Below are 15,734 nucleotides of genomic sequence, written 5' to 3'. Positions count from 1 at the left end.
TGGCGTTCCACCGACCGCCGCGCAGCCCGTCGGGTGGAACGTCGTGGGTGTCTCGCGGCCGGTTTGACACCCATGGTGATCCACTCAGGATGGTCGGGAGGGTGGGGTGGGGGCGTCCTCGACGGTGCGGCGGGGGCCGGTGAACCACGTGCGGGCCGAGGCGTACCACCAGATCGCCACGCCGAGCAGCACCCCGCCGATCGCCAGCGGGGCGTAGTTCACCGCGGTCCAGGAGAAGTCGGCGTTACCCGGCACGCCGGCGGGCACGATCGGCAGCACGAAGTAGACCGAGATGATCGCGATCTCCACCACCGCGATCCAGCCGAGCAGCTTGTAGCGCCGGCCGAGCGTCCACGGCCCCGGGGTGAACCGGTCGCCCATCCGCAGCCGCAGGAAGATCGGGATGATGAAGGACAGGTAGAGCCCGATCACCGCCACCGACACCACCGCGTAGAACGCGACAGGGATGCCGCCGCGCTGGTAGAGCGCGGGCAGGGTGAGCACCAGCCCGGCCAGCGTGGCGCCGATGATGGCGTTGACCGGCGTGCCGTTGCGGTTGACAGTCGACCAGAGCCGCCAGCCGGGCACCGCCCGGTCCCGGCTGAACGCGTACGCCATCCGCGACATCGAGGTCACGCAGCTCATCCCGCAGAAGAACTGCCCGATGGTGGAGATGATGATGACCGCCTTGAAGAAGAACGGGGTCAGCGCGGTCTCGAAGATCGCCCCGGAGAACCCGCTCGCCTCGTGGATCGCCTCCACGTCGGTGGCCGCGAACAGGAACGCGAGCAACAGGATCCAGCCACCCACGGCGGAATAGAAGATCGACCGCCACAGCCCCTGCGCGGCGGCCTTGGACGCGCCCCGGGTCTCCTCGGAGACGTGCGCGCACGCGTCGAAGCCGGTGATCGTGTACTGGGTGAGCAGGAAGCCCAGCGGCAGCACGTAGAACCAGAACGTCAGCCCGCCGCCGTCACCGAATCCGGAGTTGTCGAACCGTTGGGTGAACACGAACCGGAAGCTCTGGTGGTCGTCCGGGACCAGGACCAGGATCAGCACCACCGCGGCCGCGCCGGCCACGTGCCACCAGACCGAGACGTTCTGGAGTACGTCGATGACGTGGTGCCCGTAGATGTTGATCAGGCCGTGCAGCGCGAGGATCACCACGAACAGCCCGAACGTCTGCTGCCCGGTGCCCTCCCAGCCGTCGAACAGCGCCGACAGCGTCAGGTTGAGGAACGTGGCGCAGCCGTAGTCGACCGAGGCGGTCACCGCGACCAGCCCGATCAGGTTGAGCCAGCCGGTGAACCAGCCGTGCACGGGGCGACCCATCGTCGCCGCCCACCAGTAGATCCCGCCCGCCGTCGGGTACGCCGAGACCAACTCGGCCAGGCAGAACCCGATGATCAGGATGAACATCGAGATCAGCGGCCAGCCCCAGGAGATCGCGACCGGGCCGCCGTTGTTCCACGCCTGGCCGAACGTGGTGAAGCAGCCGGCCAGGATCGAGATGATGGAGAACGAGATGGCGAAGTTGGAGAAGCCGCTCCACTTGCGGCGCAACTCCTGCTTGTAGCCGAGTTCGGCGAGTCGTCGGGCGTCGTCGTCCATCGGCTGCTCGGCGGTCGGCGCGGGCGTCGTGGCCACTGCACACCTCCTCGGGCGAGTGCTCGCAGTCTGCTCCCGCCGATCAAGGTGGTCAATACGCGTACCGGTTAAATGCGTTGTCCCGGCCCCCGGCCCGGGGCATCCTTGGAGCTGTGACCAGGCCCGACCCGACGGGCCGGCACCGGGCGCTCGGCAACGCCCGGTTCGTGGCGGCGCGCGGCGTCCACCTCTCTCTCACTGAAGTACGGCGTCTCGCCGTACCCCCGGACGCCCGCGCCGCCGCTCTCTGCCGACCGACGGTCACCCAGCCCGCAGAGGCCACCTCCCCCGAACCGGCGCAGCGCCGGGTTGTCGACAGAAATGCAACGTTGTAAATTGACAGTCGTCCACCCCGACCGAGGAGGTAATCCTGGACTGCGCACTGGCCTTCGATGCCACCTACGCCCCGCACGCGGCGGTCGTGATGTCCACCGTGGCCGCCCAGACGCCTACCGAACCGCTGCGGTTCTGGCTGGCCGCCGACGACGACGTCACCGAGCAGGCCCGGGCCTCGCTGACCCGGGCGGCCCGGCACGCCACCGTCACCTTCCTGACCGTGGACCCGCCTCCGATCCGCCTGCCCGGATCCCGCGAGCCCCACCTGAGCTACCTCTCCGCCGCCATGTACCTGCGGCTGTTGATCCCGCACGCCCTCCCCCCGGGCGTCGATCGACTGCTCTACCTCGACTCCGACGTGCTCTGCACCGGCTCCCTGGCGCCGTTGCGCGACGTCGACCTGGGCGACACGCCGGTCGGCGCGGTCCGGGACGCGTTCACCCGCCGCCTCATCGACAACAGCGGCCTGCCCGGCATCTACGGATACCGCCACGTCGACGCCCAGGCGCCGTACCTGAACTCCGGGGTGCTGCTCATCGACGTGCCGCGGTGGCGGGAACTCGGGATCACCGCCGCGGCGCTCGACTACATTTCCCGCCACGCCCACGAGGCGCGTTTCCCGGACCAGGACGCGCTCAACCACGCGGTCTACGGCCGGTGGACCCGGCTGCCCAAGCGGTGGAACCACATGATGGCCTGGCGGCTCGACCCGGCCGTCGGCGGGAACATCACGGACGCGTCCATCATCCACTTCGCCGGCCCGGTGAAGCCCTGGCATCCGGCCTTCCCGGACAGCGTGTTCCGGCAGCTCTACCGCAGGCACCGACGGCGCACCGACCTGGTCGCGGCCCGCGCGGGGTCACTCACCGCCTCCCGTCGGTGACGGTGGGTCGACCCGGGTGACGCCGCAGTGGCTCAGGCGAACAGCAGGCCCGCCACCCAGAGCGCGGCGATCACCATGCCGGACATGAACTCGACGACCATGGACAGGCCGGCCGCCTTGAGCGCCTGCACGGTGGCCGGCCAGGCCAGCTTGTTGCTGCCCAGCCGCAGCAGTTCCGCGCCCCAGATCCCGGCGACGAAGCCGATCGGCAGCCCGATCACCGGGATCACGAAGAACCCGACCACGCCGAGCAGCGCGCCGGCCAGCAGCGACCGGGTGGGCACGCCGGTGCGCTTCAGGTTCCGCCCCGGCCAGAGGTACTTGACCACGGTGCCGCCGGCGGCGACCACGGTGGCGGCGGCGAGAACCGCCCACCGGCCCGCCCCGGCGTCGCCGAACAGCGCCCACACCAGCACCCCGCCCCAGCACAGCGGCAGCGCCGGCAGGCCGGGCACCACCACGCCGGCCAGCCCGGCCAGGATGGCGAGCGCGGCGACCACCGACACCACGGCCTGCGAATCGGTCAGACTCACCGTGATCCTCTCGTCTGTGCGAACTGTTAACAGGGGGCCCCTCCTATACCGGAGGCGTTAAGAGGGGGCCCTTCCTTACTCCGCGAGGCGGGCGCGGATGGCGTCGGCGGGCATCGGGGCGCCGAACAGGCGACCCTGGCCCATGTCGCACCGCAGCGCGCGCAGCCGTTCGGCCTGCACCTCGGTCTCCACCGCCTCGGCCGTCACCGACAGCTCCAACGCGTGCGCCAGCCGGACCAACGCGGCCACGATCCGCTCGTCGCGGTGGTCGGCGTCCGCGCCGTCCCCCCGGATCCCCTCCACGAACGGGCCGGCCAGCTTCACGCAGTGGATCGGCAGCCGGCGCAGGTACGCCAGGTTCGAGTAGCCGGTGCCGAAGTCGTCGATGGCCAGCCGCGGCCCGAGGGCGGCGAGCTGGTGCAGGGCACGGAGCGGCTCGCCCGCGCTGCCCATCACCGCGCTCTCGGTCAACTCCAGTTGCAGCAGCTCGGCGGGGAGGCCGGTGTGCTGCAACGCCTCGGCCACCGTCTCCACGATCGCCGGGTCGTCGGCCTGCCGGGCAGCCACGTTCACACTGACCACCGGCGCGGTGTCCGGATGGGCCCGCCGCCACGACTCGGTGTCCCGGCACGCCTGGCGCAGCACCCAGGCGCCGAGCCGGACGATCAGGCCGGTCTCCTCGGCCAGGCCGATGAACCGGTCCGGCCCGAGCAGGCCCAGCTCCGGGTGCTGCCAGCGGACCAGCGCCTCGACCGCCACCATGGTGCCGTCCAGCAGCGACACGATCGGCTGGTAGTGCAGCACGAACTCGCCCCGGTCCAGCGCGGCGGGCAGGTTGGCGGCGAGCGCGGAGCGGGCGATGTCGGCGGCGCTGCGCTCCGGGTCGTACACCGCCCAGCGGCCCCGCCCCTCCGCCTTGGCCCAGTAGAGCGTGGTGTCGGCCGCCTTCATCAGCTCCCCGACGCTGGTCTCCGCCGCCGGGCAGTCCACGATGCCGATGCTCGCCGAGACGGCGAGCTGCTGGTCGGCGACCTGCACCGGGGCGGAGACCGCGGCCAGGGCCAGCTCGGCCACCTCCACCGCGTCGTCGAGGCCGCCGCCGGAGTCGACCAGGATGACGAACTCGTCGCCGCCCATCCGGGCCACCACGTGCCCGCGGCCGGACACGCAGTCGCTGAGCCGGCGGGCGATCACCTGGAGCAGCCGGTCGCCCAGGTCGTGCCCGAGGCTGTCGTTGACCGCCTTGAACCCGTCCAGGTCGATGAAGCAGAGCCCGACGCGCTGCTCCGGGTCGGCCGCGTCGAAGACGGCGCCGAGCTTCTCGAAGAACAGCGTCCGGTTGGGCAGGCCGGTCAGCGGGTCGTGCAGCGCCTGGAAGCGCAGCCGCTGCTGAAGCTCGTACCGCTCGGTGATGTCCTCGATCATGGCGACCGTGAACCGGGGCCGGCCGTCGTCGTGACGGATCAGCGAGACGGCCAGGTCGGTCCAGACGACGCTGCCGTCCTTGCGGTAGTAGCGCTTCTCCACCCGGGCGCTGTCCCGCTTGCCCTCGATCAGCTCCTGGTAGACCTCCCACATGCCGGCCGCGTCGTCGGCGTGGGCCAGCGCCGACACGTTCATCCGGCGCATCTCGGCCACGGTGTACCCGAGCATGTCGGCGAAGGACTGGTTGACCTCGATGATCTGCCCGTCCACACCGGCGATGCCGATGCCGATGGCGGCGCCGGTGAAGACCGCCCGGAAGCGCGCCTCGCTGTCCCGCAACGCCTGCTCGACGGTGTCTCGGGCCTGCCAGGCGGACCGGGCGATCCGCTCCTGCTGGGCGAACACCCGGTCGCGCAGCGCCCGGGCGAACCCGGCCGCGAACGCGCCCTGCACCAGGGCCACGCGTTCGCGCAGCTCGGGCCCGTCCGGCCGGGCCGGCAGCACCCACTGCGGGAACCGGTCACCGAGCGCCTGCACCGACCAGTCGAGCACGCCGGGCTCGGTCAGGTGCGCCTGCACCAGGGCACGCCCCACCTCCGCCGCCGGGCCGGCGGAGAAGGTGGGGGCGAGCAGGGCTCGGGCCAGTCGCTCGGTGAGCGGGACCAGGAGGCGCTCGGTCTCGGCCGCGCTCATCGGCACGAACCCGATCCGCCGCACCGCCCGAGCCCACTCCCCGGCGTACGCGACCGCGCCGGGCCGGCTGAAGTCACCCCCGTCAGGATCCGGGGCGCGCACGTCGGGTCACCCGGCGGCGCGGTCGTGCCGGGCGACGCCGCCGAACGCCCCGAAGCGTTCCGGGTGTTCGTCCACGTCGGACGGCGAGTCGGGCCGCCACAGCGGCATGTGCACCACGCCCGGTTCGAGGATCGTCCAGTCGCCGAAGAAGCCGGTGACGTCGGCCCGCGAGCGGAGCGTGATCTCGGTGGCGGTACGCGCCGACAGCCGCTGCGCGTCGAGCATCTCCTGCGGCTGGTCCTCGAACGTGGAGTGCGAGATCACCAGGAAGCTGCCCGGCGCGGCGGCGGCCCGCAGGGTGGCCAGGACGTCGGCCGGCCGGTCGGCGTCCGGGACGAAGTGCACCACGCCGGCGAGCAGGATGCCCAGCGGCCGGTCGAAGTCGATCAGGCCGCTGGCCCGGGCCTGGTCCAGGATCAGCTTCGGCTCCCGCAGGTCGGCCAGGATCGCGGTGGCGTGCTCGTTGCCGGCCAGCAGTTCGCGGCTGTGCGCCACCGCGACCGGGTCGATGTCGACGTAGACGATCCGGGCCCGCGCGTTCGCGGCCTGGGCGACCTCGTGCACGTTGCCGACGGTGGGGATGCCGGAGCCGATGTCGAGGAACTGGTCGATGCCGGCGTCGAGCAGCACCCGGACGGCCCGGCGCAGGAACTCCCGGCCGGAGCGCATGGTGGCGGCCAGGTTCGGTGTCATGGCCGCGATCTGCTCGGCGAGCTGCCGGTCGATCTCGAAGTTGTGCGCCCCGCCGAGGAAGTAGTCGTAGACCCGGGCGGCGCTGGGCCGGGTCAGGTCGATCTCGGCGGGAAGTCCGTCCGGCGTCTGCATCGCTCGGTCTCCCAGGTCGTCGTCCGCCACGCGGGGCGGATCATGTGGTCCAGCCCACTCTAGGCGCGGACGACCAGGTACGGGAGATCCACTTCTCACGATGCCGCCGGCCGGTCTCAGTCGGCGGACTCCAGCAGCAGCGAGATGCCCTGCCCGACGCCGACGCACATGGTGGCCAGCGCCCGCCGGCCGCCCCGGCGACGCAGCTCCAGCGCGGCGGTCAGCGCCAGCCGGGCGCCGCTCGCGCCGAGCGGGTGGCCCAGCGCGATCGCCCCGCCGTTCGGGTTGACGTGCTCGGCGTCCTCGGGCAGGCCCAGTTCGCGCAGCACCGCCACGGACTGCGCGGCGAACGCCTCGTTCAGCTCGACCACGTCGACGTCGGCAAGCGCGAGGCCGTGGCGGTCGAGCAGTTTGCGGGTGGCCGGCACCGGCCCGATCCCCATGATCCGGGGCGGGACGCCGGCCGCCGCCGCGCCGCGTACCCGGGCCAGCGGGGTGAGGCCGTAGCGGTCGACGGCGGCCGCGGAGGCGACAAGCAGCGCCACCGCGCCGTCGTTGACGCCGGAGGAGTTGCCTGCAGTCACCGTCCCGCCCTCGCGGAACGGGGTGGGCAGCGCGGCGAGCTTCTCCAGCGACGTCTCGCGCGGGTGCTCGTCGACCTCGACCAGCTTCGTCTCCCGCCTGCCGGCCGGCACGGTGACGCCGACGATCTCCTCGGCCAGCCGGCCGTCGGCCTGCGCCTTGGCGGCCCGCTGCTGCGAGCGGTACGCGTACTCGTCCTGCGCGGCGCGGTCCACACCGAACTCGGCGGCCACGTTCTCCGCCGTCTCCGGCATCGAGTCGATCCCCCAGTCGCGCTCCATCAGCGGGTTCACCAGCCGCCAGCCGATCGTGGTGTCGTACACCTCGGCGGCGCGGGAGAACGGGGTGGTCGCCTTCGGCATCACGAACGGCGCGCGGCTCATGCTCTCCACGCCGCCGGCGACCACCAGGTCGGCGTCGCCGGCCACGATCGCGCGGGCGGCCGCGGCGAGCGCGTCCAGGCCGGAGCCGCAGAGCCGGTTGACGGTGGTGCCCGGCACCTCCGCCGGCAGCCCACCGAGCAGGGCGGCCATCCGGGCCACGTTGCGGTTGTCCTCGCCGGCCTGGTTGGCGCAGCCGAGGACCACGTCGTCGGTGCGGGCCCAGTCGACCGACGGGTGGCGTGCCACCAGTTCCCGGACGACGTGCGCGGCCAGGTCGTCGGGGCGGACCCCGGCGAGGGCGCCGGCGTACCGGCCGATCGGGGTGCGGACTCCGGCAACGAGGTAGGCCACGGTCATCGCGCGCACGTCCTTCGGGGGGTGGGAAGGGGTCGGTCGGCGGGCCGCCCGCCGGGTCACGGGGGCGCCCGGCGCCAGGATATCCGCGCCCGGAACGGATAGGTTGGCGGCATGGCCGGGGCCCAGTTCAGCGCAGAGACCAGTGGCGGCGGCGCGTTCGTCCGCCAGCCCAACCGGTTCACCGGGCGGGTCACCCCGCACTCCACCTCGCCGGAGGGCGGCGGCCCCGACGATCAGGGGCGTTGGCCGTTGGAGGCGGGCCGCTACCGGCTGATCTGGTGCCGGGCCTGCCCGTGGGCGCACCGGGCCCGGATCGTGCGCGGCCTGCTCGGCCTCGACGAGGTGATCTCGCTGGGCACGGTGGACCCGATCCGCGACGAGCGGGGCTGGCGGTTCGCGCTCGACCCGGACGGCTTCGACCCGGTGCTGGGCATCGGGTTCCTCTCCGAGGCCTACCTGTCCACCGACGCCGACTACACCGGCCGGGTCACCGTGCCGGCGCTCGTCGACACGCTCACCGGGCGGGTGGTCACCAACGACTACCCGCAGCTCACGCTCGACTTCTCCACCGAGTGGCGGCGGTTGCACGCGCCGGGCGCGCCGGACCTCTACCCGGTCGAGCTGCGTCCGGAGATGGACGCGCTGATGGCGGAGATCCACCGGGACGTGAACAACGGCGTCTACCGGTGCGGCTTCGCCACCTCGCAGGAGGCGTACGACGAGGCGTACACCGCGTTGTTCGCCCGGCTGGACGCGGTGAGCGAGCGCCTCGCCGGGCGGCGCTACCTGATGGGGGACGCGATCACCGAGGCGGACGTGCGGCTGTTCACCACGCTTGTCCGCTTCGACGTCGCCTACCACGGGCACTTCAAGTGCAACAGGCAGAAGCTGACCGAGATGCCGGTGCTGTGGGCGTACGCCCGGGACCTGTTCCAGACGCCCGGCTTCGGGGAGACGGTGGACTTCGACCACATCAAGCGGCACTACTACGCCACCCACGACATGATCAATCCGACCCGGATCGTGCCGCTCGGTCCGGACCTCGCCGGCTGGACCACGCCGCACGGGCGTGGCTGAACGCCTCGCGCGCCGGGTCGTCGCCGCCGGCGCGGCCGGGTGCGTGGTGGCCGGCGCGGTCGCGGTGACCGTCGCCGTCGTCGCCGGCCCGGGCCCCGGCCCGACCGGGTACGTCAGCGAGGCCGGCGTCACCGACAGCGGGTACGCCGGGGCGTACCGGATGGGGATCCTCACGCTGGCGGCGGCGCTGCTGCTGCTCGCCGGGGCGCTGCCGGCGGTGGCGCGCGCCGCGTCCGTGCTGCTCGGCGCCGGCGCGGTCGCCACCGTGCTCTCCGGCACGGTGACGTGCAGCGCCGGCTGCCCGCTGCCGCCGTTCGAGGCGGCCACGGTGGCCGACCTGGTGCACGGCGGGGCCAGCATCGCGGCCACCGCCGCGGTGGTGTTCGCGATGCTGGCGCTGGTCTTCGCCCCCGCGGTCGGCGTCGCGCTACGGCGGGTGGCCGCGGTCGGCGCGGCGCTGGCGCTTCCGCTGGCCGGCGCGGTCGGCCTGGCCATGCTGCTGGTGGGGCGGGGCACGCTGGTGGGGGTGCTGGAGCGGGTGTTGCTCACGGTGACCGCCGCGTGGGGCCTGGCCACCGCCGTGCTGCTGGTAAGGAAGGGCCCCCTGTTAACGCCTGGGCCGTAGAAGGGCACCCTTCTCACCGATGGGTGTTAAAAGGGGGCCCTTCCTTCGCCGCATTCGGCTGTAAGGGGCGTCACCGGGGGCGGTCCTTCCGGTGGGACGGGGCCGGGAGTAGCGTGGGCCGGCGATGACAAATGTCTGGTGCCTCACCGAGCGCCTGTACGTCGACCTCCGACGGCAGGCCAGCGGCGGCTGTCCGGCCTAGCTCCGCCGCCGACGCCCGCTGTTCCCGCTCCCAGACCTTGGACCCGTTCTCATGGCTTCCGCCCTGCGCAAGATCCCCTTTTCCGTGCAGATCCTGCTCGGCCTCGTGCTCGGCGTGGCGCTCGGCTTCCTCGCCCGCGCCAACGACCTCGCCTGGCTGACCAGCACCCTCGACACCGTCGGCGGCCTCTTCGTCCAGCTCCTCAAGCTGGCCGTGCCGCCGCTGGTCTTCACCGCCATCGTGGTCAGCGTGGTCAGCCTGCGCGGCGTGGCCAACGCCGCCCGGCTGGCGCTCAAGACGCTGCTCTGGTTCGGCATCACCGCGCTGATCGCGGTGAGCATCGGCATCGGTCTCGGCCTGCTCACCGACCCCGGTCGCGGGGTGAACCTGAACCCGGCCGGCGCCGAGGCCCCGAAGACCACCGGCTCCTGGATCGACTTCCTCACCGGCATCGTGCCCACCAACCCGGTCGGCGCGTTCGTTGAGGGCAACGTCCTGCAGATCGTCTTCCTCGCCCTGGTGGTCGGTGCCGCCGCGCTGCTGGTCGGCGAGCCCGCCGAACCGTTCGTGCAGTTCAACCGCTCGGTCCTGTCGATCGTGCAGAAGGCGCTGTGGTGGGTCATCCGGCTCGCCCCGATCGGCACCCTGGGCCTCATCGGCAACGCCGTCGCCTCGTACGGCTGGGACCTGCTCGCCCCGCTCGCCAAGTTCACCACCGCCGTCTACGTCGGCTGCGCGCTGGTGATGTTCGTGGTCTACCCGGTGCTGCTGGTCGCCGCCGGCCGGCTCAACCCGCTGCGCTTCTTCGCCGGCGCCTGGCCGGCCATCGAGCTGGCCTTCGTGTCCCGTTCCTCGGTGGGCACCATGCCGGTGACCCAGCGTTCGGTGGAGCGCCTCGGCGTCCCCCGCGAGTACGCCTCCTTCGCGGTGCCGTTCGGCGCCACCACGAAGATGGACGGGTGCGCCGCGATCTACCCGGCGCTCGCCGCGATCTTCGTGGCGCAGGTGTTCGGCGTGGACCTGGGCGTCACCGACTACCTGCTGATCGCGTTCGTCTCGGTGGTCGGCTCGGCTGCCACCGCCGGTTTGACCGGTGCGATCGTGATGCTCACGCTGACCCTGAGCACGCTGGGCCTGCCGCTGGCCGGCGCCGGCCTGCTGCTGGCGATCGACCCGATCCTGGACATGATGCGTACCGCCACCAACGTGGCCGGGCAGGCCGTCGTGCCGACCATCGTGGCCGCCCGGGAGGGCACCCTGGACCGGGCCGCGTACGACTCGGCGGGCAAGCGCGACCTGATCGAACCGGCCGAGCCGGCCGAGCGTGAGAACGAGCGGCTCGCCCCCGTGCCCGCCTGACCAACCTGGGTCCCGGGTGCGTCGGTCGTCGACCGGCGCACCCGGAGCCATGACCGGAGGATCACCGCATGAGCGCACTGTTCAGCCCGCTCGCCCTGCGCGGCGTCACGCTGCCCAACCGGATCGCGCTGGCGCCGATGTGCCAGTACAGTGCCGGGCCCGACGGGCTGCCCACCGACTGGCACCGCGTGCACCTCGGCTCCCGCGCGGTCGGCGGGGCCGGGCTGGTGCTCAGCGAGGCCACCGCGGTGATGCCGGAGGGGCGGATCACCCCGCAGGACGTCGGCCTCTGGTCCGGCGCGCACGTCGACGCGTGGCGGCCGGTCACCGCGTTCGTCGCCGGCCAGGGCGCGGTCCCGGCCGTGCAGCTCGCGCACGCCGGGTTCAAGGCGTCGACGTACCGGCCGTGGGCGGAGCGGCGCGGCGGGGTGCCGGACGCCGAGGGCGGCTGGACGCCCGTCGGTCCCGGCGGGGACCCGTTCGTGCCCGACTACCGCACGCCGGCCGCGCTCGACGAGTCCGGCATCGCCGAGGTGGTGGCGGCGTTCGCCGCCGCCAGCGGCCGGGCGCTGGACGCCGGCTTCGCCGCGGTGGAGATCCACGCGGCGCACGGCTACCTGCTGCACGAGTTCCTGTCCCCGCTGACCAACCGGCGCACCGACGGCTACGGCGGCGACCGGGCCGGCCGGATGCGGCTCACCCTGGAGGTGGCCCGCGCTATCCGCGCCACGGTCGGCGAGGCGGTTCCGGTGCTGACCCGGATCTCCGCGACCGACTGGACCGACGGCGGCTGGACGGTCGAGGACAGCGTGGCGCTCGCCGGGGAGCTGGCCGCGGCCGGCGTGGACCTGGTCGACGCCTCCTCCGGCGGCGCGTCCGCCCACGCGTCGGTGCCGGTCGGCCCCGGCTACCAGGTGCCGCTGGCCGCCCGGATCCGCCGCGAGGCGGGCGTGCCGACCGGCGCGGTGGGCCTGATCGTCGAGCCCGAGCAGGCCGAGCAGATCGTCGCCGGCGGCGAGGCCGACCTGGTGCTGCTGGGCCGGGAGCTGCTCCGCGACCCGTACTGGCCGCGGCGCGCGGCGGCGAAGCTGGGCGCCACCCCGGCCTGGCCGGACCAGTACGCCCGAGCCTTCTGACGGTCTCCCGCCCCGCCCTGGCCAGGGCGGGGCGGGAGGTCAGCCGGCCAGGTGGTTCCAGCGGGGCTCCAGGTCGGACCAGGCGCCCTGGTCGGCGACCACGCCGTCGACGAGCACCACCACGTGGTCCGCGCGGACCAGCGCGGCCCGCTTGGCGGTCGAGCCGACCACCGTCACCCCGTGCTCGCGCAGCGCCGCCCAGAGCGCCAGCTCCGTGGTCACGTCGAGCGCCGACGACACGTCGTCGGCGACAAGCAGTTCGGTACGCGGCGCGAGCGCCCGGGCCAGCGCCAGCCGCTGGAGCTGGCCGCCGGAGAGCCGGGTGCCCTTGTGCCCGATCAGCAGCCCCAGCCCGCCGCCGGCCGCGGCGAGGTCGTGGTCGAGCTGGGCGGTGGACACCGCGCCGGCGGCGTCCACCGGGTGCCCGAGTGCGATGTTCTCGGCCACCGTGCCGGAGAGCACCCGGGGTAGCTGGCTCACGTAGCCGACCTGGTTGGGCCGGAGGAACAACTCCGGCTCGGTGACCGGCTCGCCGTTCCAGCGCAGCGCGCCCACGTGGTGCACGATCCCGGCGAGCGCCCGCAGCAGCGACGACTTGCCGGCGCCGACCGGGCCGACCACGAGCACCAGTTGCCCGCGCTCGACCACCAGGTCGACGTCGCGGACGGCGAGCGTGCCGTCGGAGTGCAGCGCGCCGAAGCCGGCCAGCTCCAGCCGGCGCAGCGGGTGCCGGGGCGGCGGCTCGGGCGCCGGCGCGGTGCCGGCGGCCAGGTCGAGCCCGGGGACCACCGCCGAGTAGGTGCTCATCCCGGTCATCGCCACGGTCCGCCGGGTCCACACCCGCGCCGACGGGTACTGCGACACCAGCGCCGCGGTGGTCCAGGCGAACCAGCGGGCCGCGCCGAGCGTGGAGACCGCCACCAGGGTCGCGCCGGCGGAGAGCCCACCGGCCAGGTAGAGCGCCCACGCGCCGATCGGCAGCAGCCCGCTGGCGATCGACGGGGTGGACCGGGCCCACACCTGCATGGCGATCTCCCGGCGCTGCCGCTCGCTGCGGACCACGTCGAGCCCGGCGAGATGGTCGAGCACCGGGCGGGTGGCGCCGGCCAGCTTCACCGTGCGGGCGGCCGACAGCGAGGAGACGAGCGCGGTGGCGAACGCGGCACGCGCCTTCACCGTGCCGGCGGCGGTGCGTTCCAGCCGGGGCCCGAACAGCGTCGCCGCCAGCCCGGACACCACCATCGTGCCGACGAAGAACAACGCCGGCACGATGCTGCCGGTCACCAACGTCATGGCGAGCACGATGGCCAGCGAGATGAACTGGTCCATCAGGTTGTCGGCGAGCTGCACCACCCGGTCGGTGTCGCCGCCCTGCGCCACCACCTCGGCCGGGGTGTGCCCGCTGACCCGGCGCGCGCCGGTCTGCCCGTGCACCAGCCGGGCGCTGATCCGCAGCATCTGCCGGATCCACCACTGCGGGAACCACAGGTTGGTCAGGTAGGGCAGCGGCAGCACCAGCAGCAGCGCGGCGGCGATGCCGAGCGCCGGCAGCCACGGGTCGCCGCCGCCGACCACGTCGGCCCAGAGCCACGGCAGCACCGCGCCGTCCAGCCCGAGCAGCGTCATCACCACGAACAGGCCGACCGAGAGCAGGCCGTAGCGGGGGTCGTTGACGCCCAGCCGGAGAATCTCCCGCATGGTCCGCGCGCGCGGCGCGGGCGGCACCGGCGGCGGCTCGACCCGGGGCACGGCGACGCGAGGTGACGCGCCGGTCCCGGTCGGCGGGGCGTCGGCGGCGGGCGTCTCGTCGGCCCAGCCGGGGCCGTCGAGCAGCTCCACGCCACCGCGGCGGGTGCCGGTGCCGGCGTACGCCCCGGCGTGGCTGGTGGCGAGCAGCTCGGCGAAGCGCGCGGACTCGCGCAGCGGGCCGGCCTCCAGCACCGCCCCGTCGGCCATCACCACCACCTCGTCGCAGCGGCGCACCGAGGAGAGCCGGTGCGCGATGACGATGCCGATCCGGTCGGTGAGCAGCCGTTCGGTGGCCTGGCGGACACGGTTCTCGGTGACCGGGTCGAGCCGCGCGGTGGCCTCGTCGAGGATCACCACGTGCGGGTCCCGGACCAGGATCCGGGCGAACGCCACCAGTTGCTCCTGCCCGGCGGAGAGCACGTGACCGCCCTCGCCGAGCCGGGTGTGCACGCCATCGGGCAGCTCGGCGATCCACCCGGCGAGGCCCAGCTCGGCCAGCGCCCGCTCGGCGGCGCCGAGCAGCTCCCTGTCGAACAGCGCGACGTTCTCGGCGAGCGTGCCGGCCAGGATCTCGGTGCGCTGCGGCACCACGGCGACCCACCGGCGCAGCTCCTCGACGTCCAGGTCGACCAGGTCCACCTCGCCGAGGAACACCGTGCCGCGGGGCACCTCCACCGCCCGGGTGAGCACCTTGGCCAGCGTCGACTTGCCCGAGCCGGTGCGGCCGACGAGCGCGTACGAGCGTCCGCGGGTGAAGTCCAGCCGGACGTCGCGCAGCGCCGGGCCGCGTTCGTCGCCGGCGGCCGGGTAGCGGAAGGTGAGCCCGCGCACGGTCAGGTCGCCGTCGGCCGGGGCGACCCCGCCGACCGGCTCCTGCCGCGAGTCGGCAAGCAGTTGCACCCGGGCCCACGCGCCGAACGCCTGTTGCAGGTGCGGCACCCAGCGGGCGATGTGCTCGACGGTCGCGCCGAACGCGATCGCGAGCAGCCAGACGGCGGTGAGGCGGGCGGCGTCGACCCGGCCGGTGGCGAGCGCCCACGCGCCGCCCAGCACCACGCCGACGATGCCGACCCGGACCCCGCCGGCGGCGACCGCGGTGACCCGGGCGGAGAGCCGGAACACCCGGCCGCACCGGGCGATCACCTCGGCCGCGCGACGGGCGTAGAGACGCAGCACGTACGGCCGGGCGAGGCTGGTGCGCACGTCGTCCTGGCCGTGCACCGCCTCCTCCATCACCGCCGCCAGGTCGGACCAGGCCTCCTCCTCGGCCATCCGGGCCGGGGCGATGCGGGCGGTGGGGCGGCGCAGGGCGACCGCGAGCAGCGCGGTGAGCAGCACCATCCCGAGACCGGCCGGCCACCAGACGACGAGCGTGCTGACCGTGGCGAGCACGCAGACGGCGATGCCCTGGGCCAGCCGTACGCCGGTGTTCCGCATCTCGGCGGCGACCTGGTAGACGTCGTTGTCGATCCGGTCCAGCAGCTCGCCCACAGGCGTGGTCTCCAGCGCCGGCAGCTCCTGCCCGAGCGCGACCCGGCAGAGCCGGCGACGGACGTCGGCGGACCAGTCGGCGGTGAGCCGGGCCATGATCAGCCCGATCAGCAGGTCGGTGACGACGGCGGCGACGAGCGCCACGGCCAGCGCCACGAACCAGCCGGACGAGCGGTGCACGAGCACCGGCCCGGCGAGGGCGGACGCGGCGGCCTGGCCACCGGCGCCCAGCACGATCAGCAGCAGGACGGCCGCCATCCGCCGGGGTGCGGTGGTCCAGAGGTCTCGGAGCAGGCGCATAGGACGGTCCTCCGGACTCGGACGGGTGG

Annotated in this window: 11 protein-coding genes; 5 read left to right on the top strand and 6 right to left on the bottom strand. The window is 73.7% G+C overall.

The window, feature by feature from the left end; genetic code table 11:
• Positions 1–84: 84 nt before the first annotated feature.
• Positions 85–1,647 (bottom strand): amino acid permease, encoded by a 1,563-nt coding sequence (locus ACIA5A_RS06350; protein ID WP_396757009.1) that lies wholly within the window; start codon positions 1,645–1,647, stop codon positions 85–87.
• Positions 1,648–2,014: 367 nt separating this feature from the next.
• Here ACIA5A_RS06350 and ACIA5A_RS06345 point away from each other — a divergent pair, with 367 nt between their 5' ends.
• Positions 2,015–2,866 carry a glycosyltransferase family 8 protein gene (locus tag ACIA5A_RS06345; RefSeq protein WP_396757092.1) on the top strand — a complete coding sequence of 284 codons (852 nt, stop codon included), beginning with the start codon at positions 2,015–2,017 and terminating at the stop codon, positions 2,864–2,866.
• A gap of 32 nt (positions 2,867–2,898) precedes the next feature.
• Here ACIA5A_RS06345 and ACIA5A_RS06340 read toward each other — a convergent pair whose 3' ends face one another.
• The 4 genes from ACIA5A_RS06340 to pcaF form a co-directional block, all read right to left on the bottom strand.
• On the bottom strand, positions 2,899–3,399 hold the full coding sequence (locus ACIA5A_RS06340) for a DUF456 domain-containing protein (protein ID WP_396757007.1): 501 nt from the start codon (positions 3,397–3,399) through the stop codon (positions 2,899–2,901).
• Positions 3,400–3,474: 75 nt separating this feature from the next.
• Entirely contained in the window at positions 3,475–5,619 is a 2,145-nt protein-coding gene (locus ACIA5A_RS06335; RefSeq protein WP_396757006.1) for a putative bifunctional diguanylate cyclase/phosphodiesterase, read from the bottom strand.
• 6 nt (positions 5,620–5,625) lie between these two features.
• Positions 5,626–6,444, bottom strand: coding sequence for an SAM-dependent methyltransferase (locus tag ACIA5A_RS06330; RefSeq protein ID WP_396757004.1), 819 nt, complete (start codon positions 6,442–6,444; stop codon positions 5,626–5,628).
• Positions 6,445–6,560: 116 nt separating this feature from the next.
• Positions 6,561–7,766, bottom strand: a complete 1,206-nt coding sequence (gene pcaF / locus ACIA5A_RS06325; RefSeq protein ID WP_396757002.1) for a 3-oxoadipyl-CoA thiolase — start codon at positions 7,764–7,766, stop codon at positions 6,561–6,563.
• Between the two features lie 111 nt (positions 7,767–7,877).
• Here pcaF and ACIA5A_RS06320 point away from each other — a divergent pair, with 111 nt between their 5' ends.
• From ACIA5A_RS06320 to ACIA5A_RS06305, 4 genes are all read left to right on the top strand, one after another.
• Complete coding sequence (locus tag ACIA5A_RS06320; protein ID WP_396757000.1) at positions 7,878–8,843, top strand: glutathione S-transferase family protein; 966 nt, start codon at positions 7,878–7,880, stop codon at positions 8,841–8,843.
• Positions 8,836–9,468: a DUF998 domain-containing protein gene (locus ACIA5A_RS06315; RefSeq protein ID WP_396756998.1), complete on the top strand. Its 633-nt coding sequence runs from the start codon at positions 8,836–8,838 to the stop codon at positions 9,466–9,468. The genes ACIA5A_RS06320 and ACIA5A_RS06315 overlap by 8 nt, the downstream gene beginning before the upstream one ends.
• Positions 9,469–9,733: 265 nt before the next feature.
• Positions 9,734–11,029 carry a dicarboxylate/amino acid:cation symporter gene (locus ACIA5A_RS06310; protein ID WP_396757090.1) on the top strand — a complete coding sequence of 432 codons (1,296 nt, stop codon included), beginning with the start codon at positions 9,734–9,736 and terminating at the stop codon, positions 11,027–11,029.
• 68 nt (positions 11,030–11,097) lie between these two features.
• Positions 11,098–12,165 (top strand): NADH:flavin oxidoreductase/NADH oxidase, encoded by a 1,068-nt coding sequence (locus ACIA5A_RS06305; RefSeq protein WP_396756997.1) that lies wholly within the window; start codon positions 11,098–11,100, stop codon positions 12,163–12,165.
• 39 nt (positions 12,166–12,204) lie between these two features.
• Here ACIA5A_RS06305 and ACIA5A_RS06300 read toward each other — a convergent pair whose 3' ends face one another.
• Positions 12,205–15,705 (bottom strand): ATP-binding cassette domain-containing protein, encoded by a 3,501-nt coding sequence (locus ACIA5A_RS06300; RefSeq protein ID WP_396756995.1) that lies wholly within the window; start codon positions 15,703–15,705, stop codon positions 12,205–12,207.
• Between the last annotated feature and the right edge of the window lie 29 nt (positions 15,706–15,734).

The organism is Micromonospora sp. NPDC051300, assembly GCF_044455315.1.
GTDB lineage: Bacteria > Actinomycetota > Actinomycetes > Mycobacteriales > Micromonosporaceae > Micromonospora > Micromonospora robiginosa.
The sequence above is the reverse complement of the archived record's forward strand: the minus strand, read 5'-3'. Positions and strand labels throughout refer to the sequence as shown.

Excerpts from the sequence above, each read along its gene's own strand:
- ACIA5A_RS06330 (WP_396757004.1), bottom strand. The coding sequence starts at position 6,444 with ATGCAGACGCCGGACGGACTTCCCGCCGAGATCGACCTGACCCGGCCC.
- pcaF (WP_396757002.1), bottom strand. The coding sequence starts at position 7,766 with ATGACCGTGGCCTACCTCGTTGCCGGAGTCCGCACCCCGATCGGCCGG.
- ACIA5A_RS06320 (WP_396757000.1), top strand. The coding sequence starts at position 7,878 with ATGGCCGGGGCCCAGTTCAGCGCAGAGACCAGTGGCGGCGGCGCGTTC.
- ACIA5A_RS06305 (WP_396756997.1), top strand. The coding sequence starts at position 11,098 with ATGAGCGCACTGTTCAGCCCGCTCGCCCTGCGCGGCGTCACGCTGCCC.
- ACIA5A_RS06300 (WP_396756995.1), bottom strand. The coding sequence starts at position 15,705 with ATGCGCCTGCTCCGAGACCTCTGGACCACCGCACCCCGGCGGATGGCG.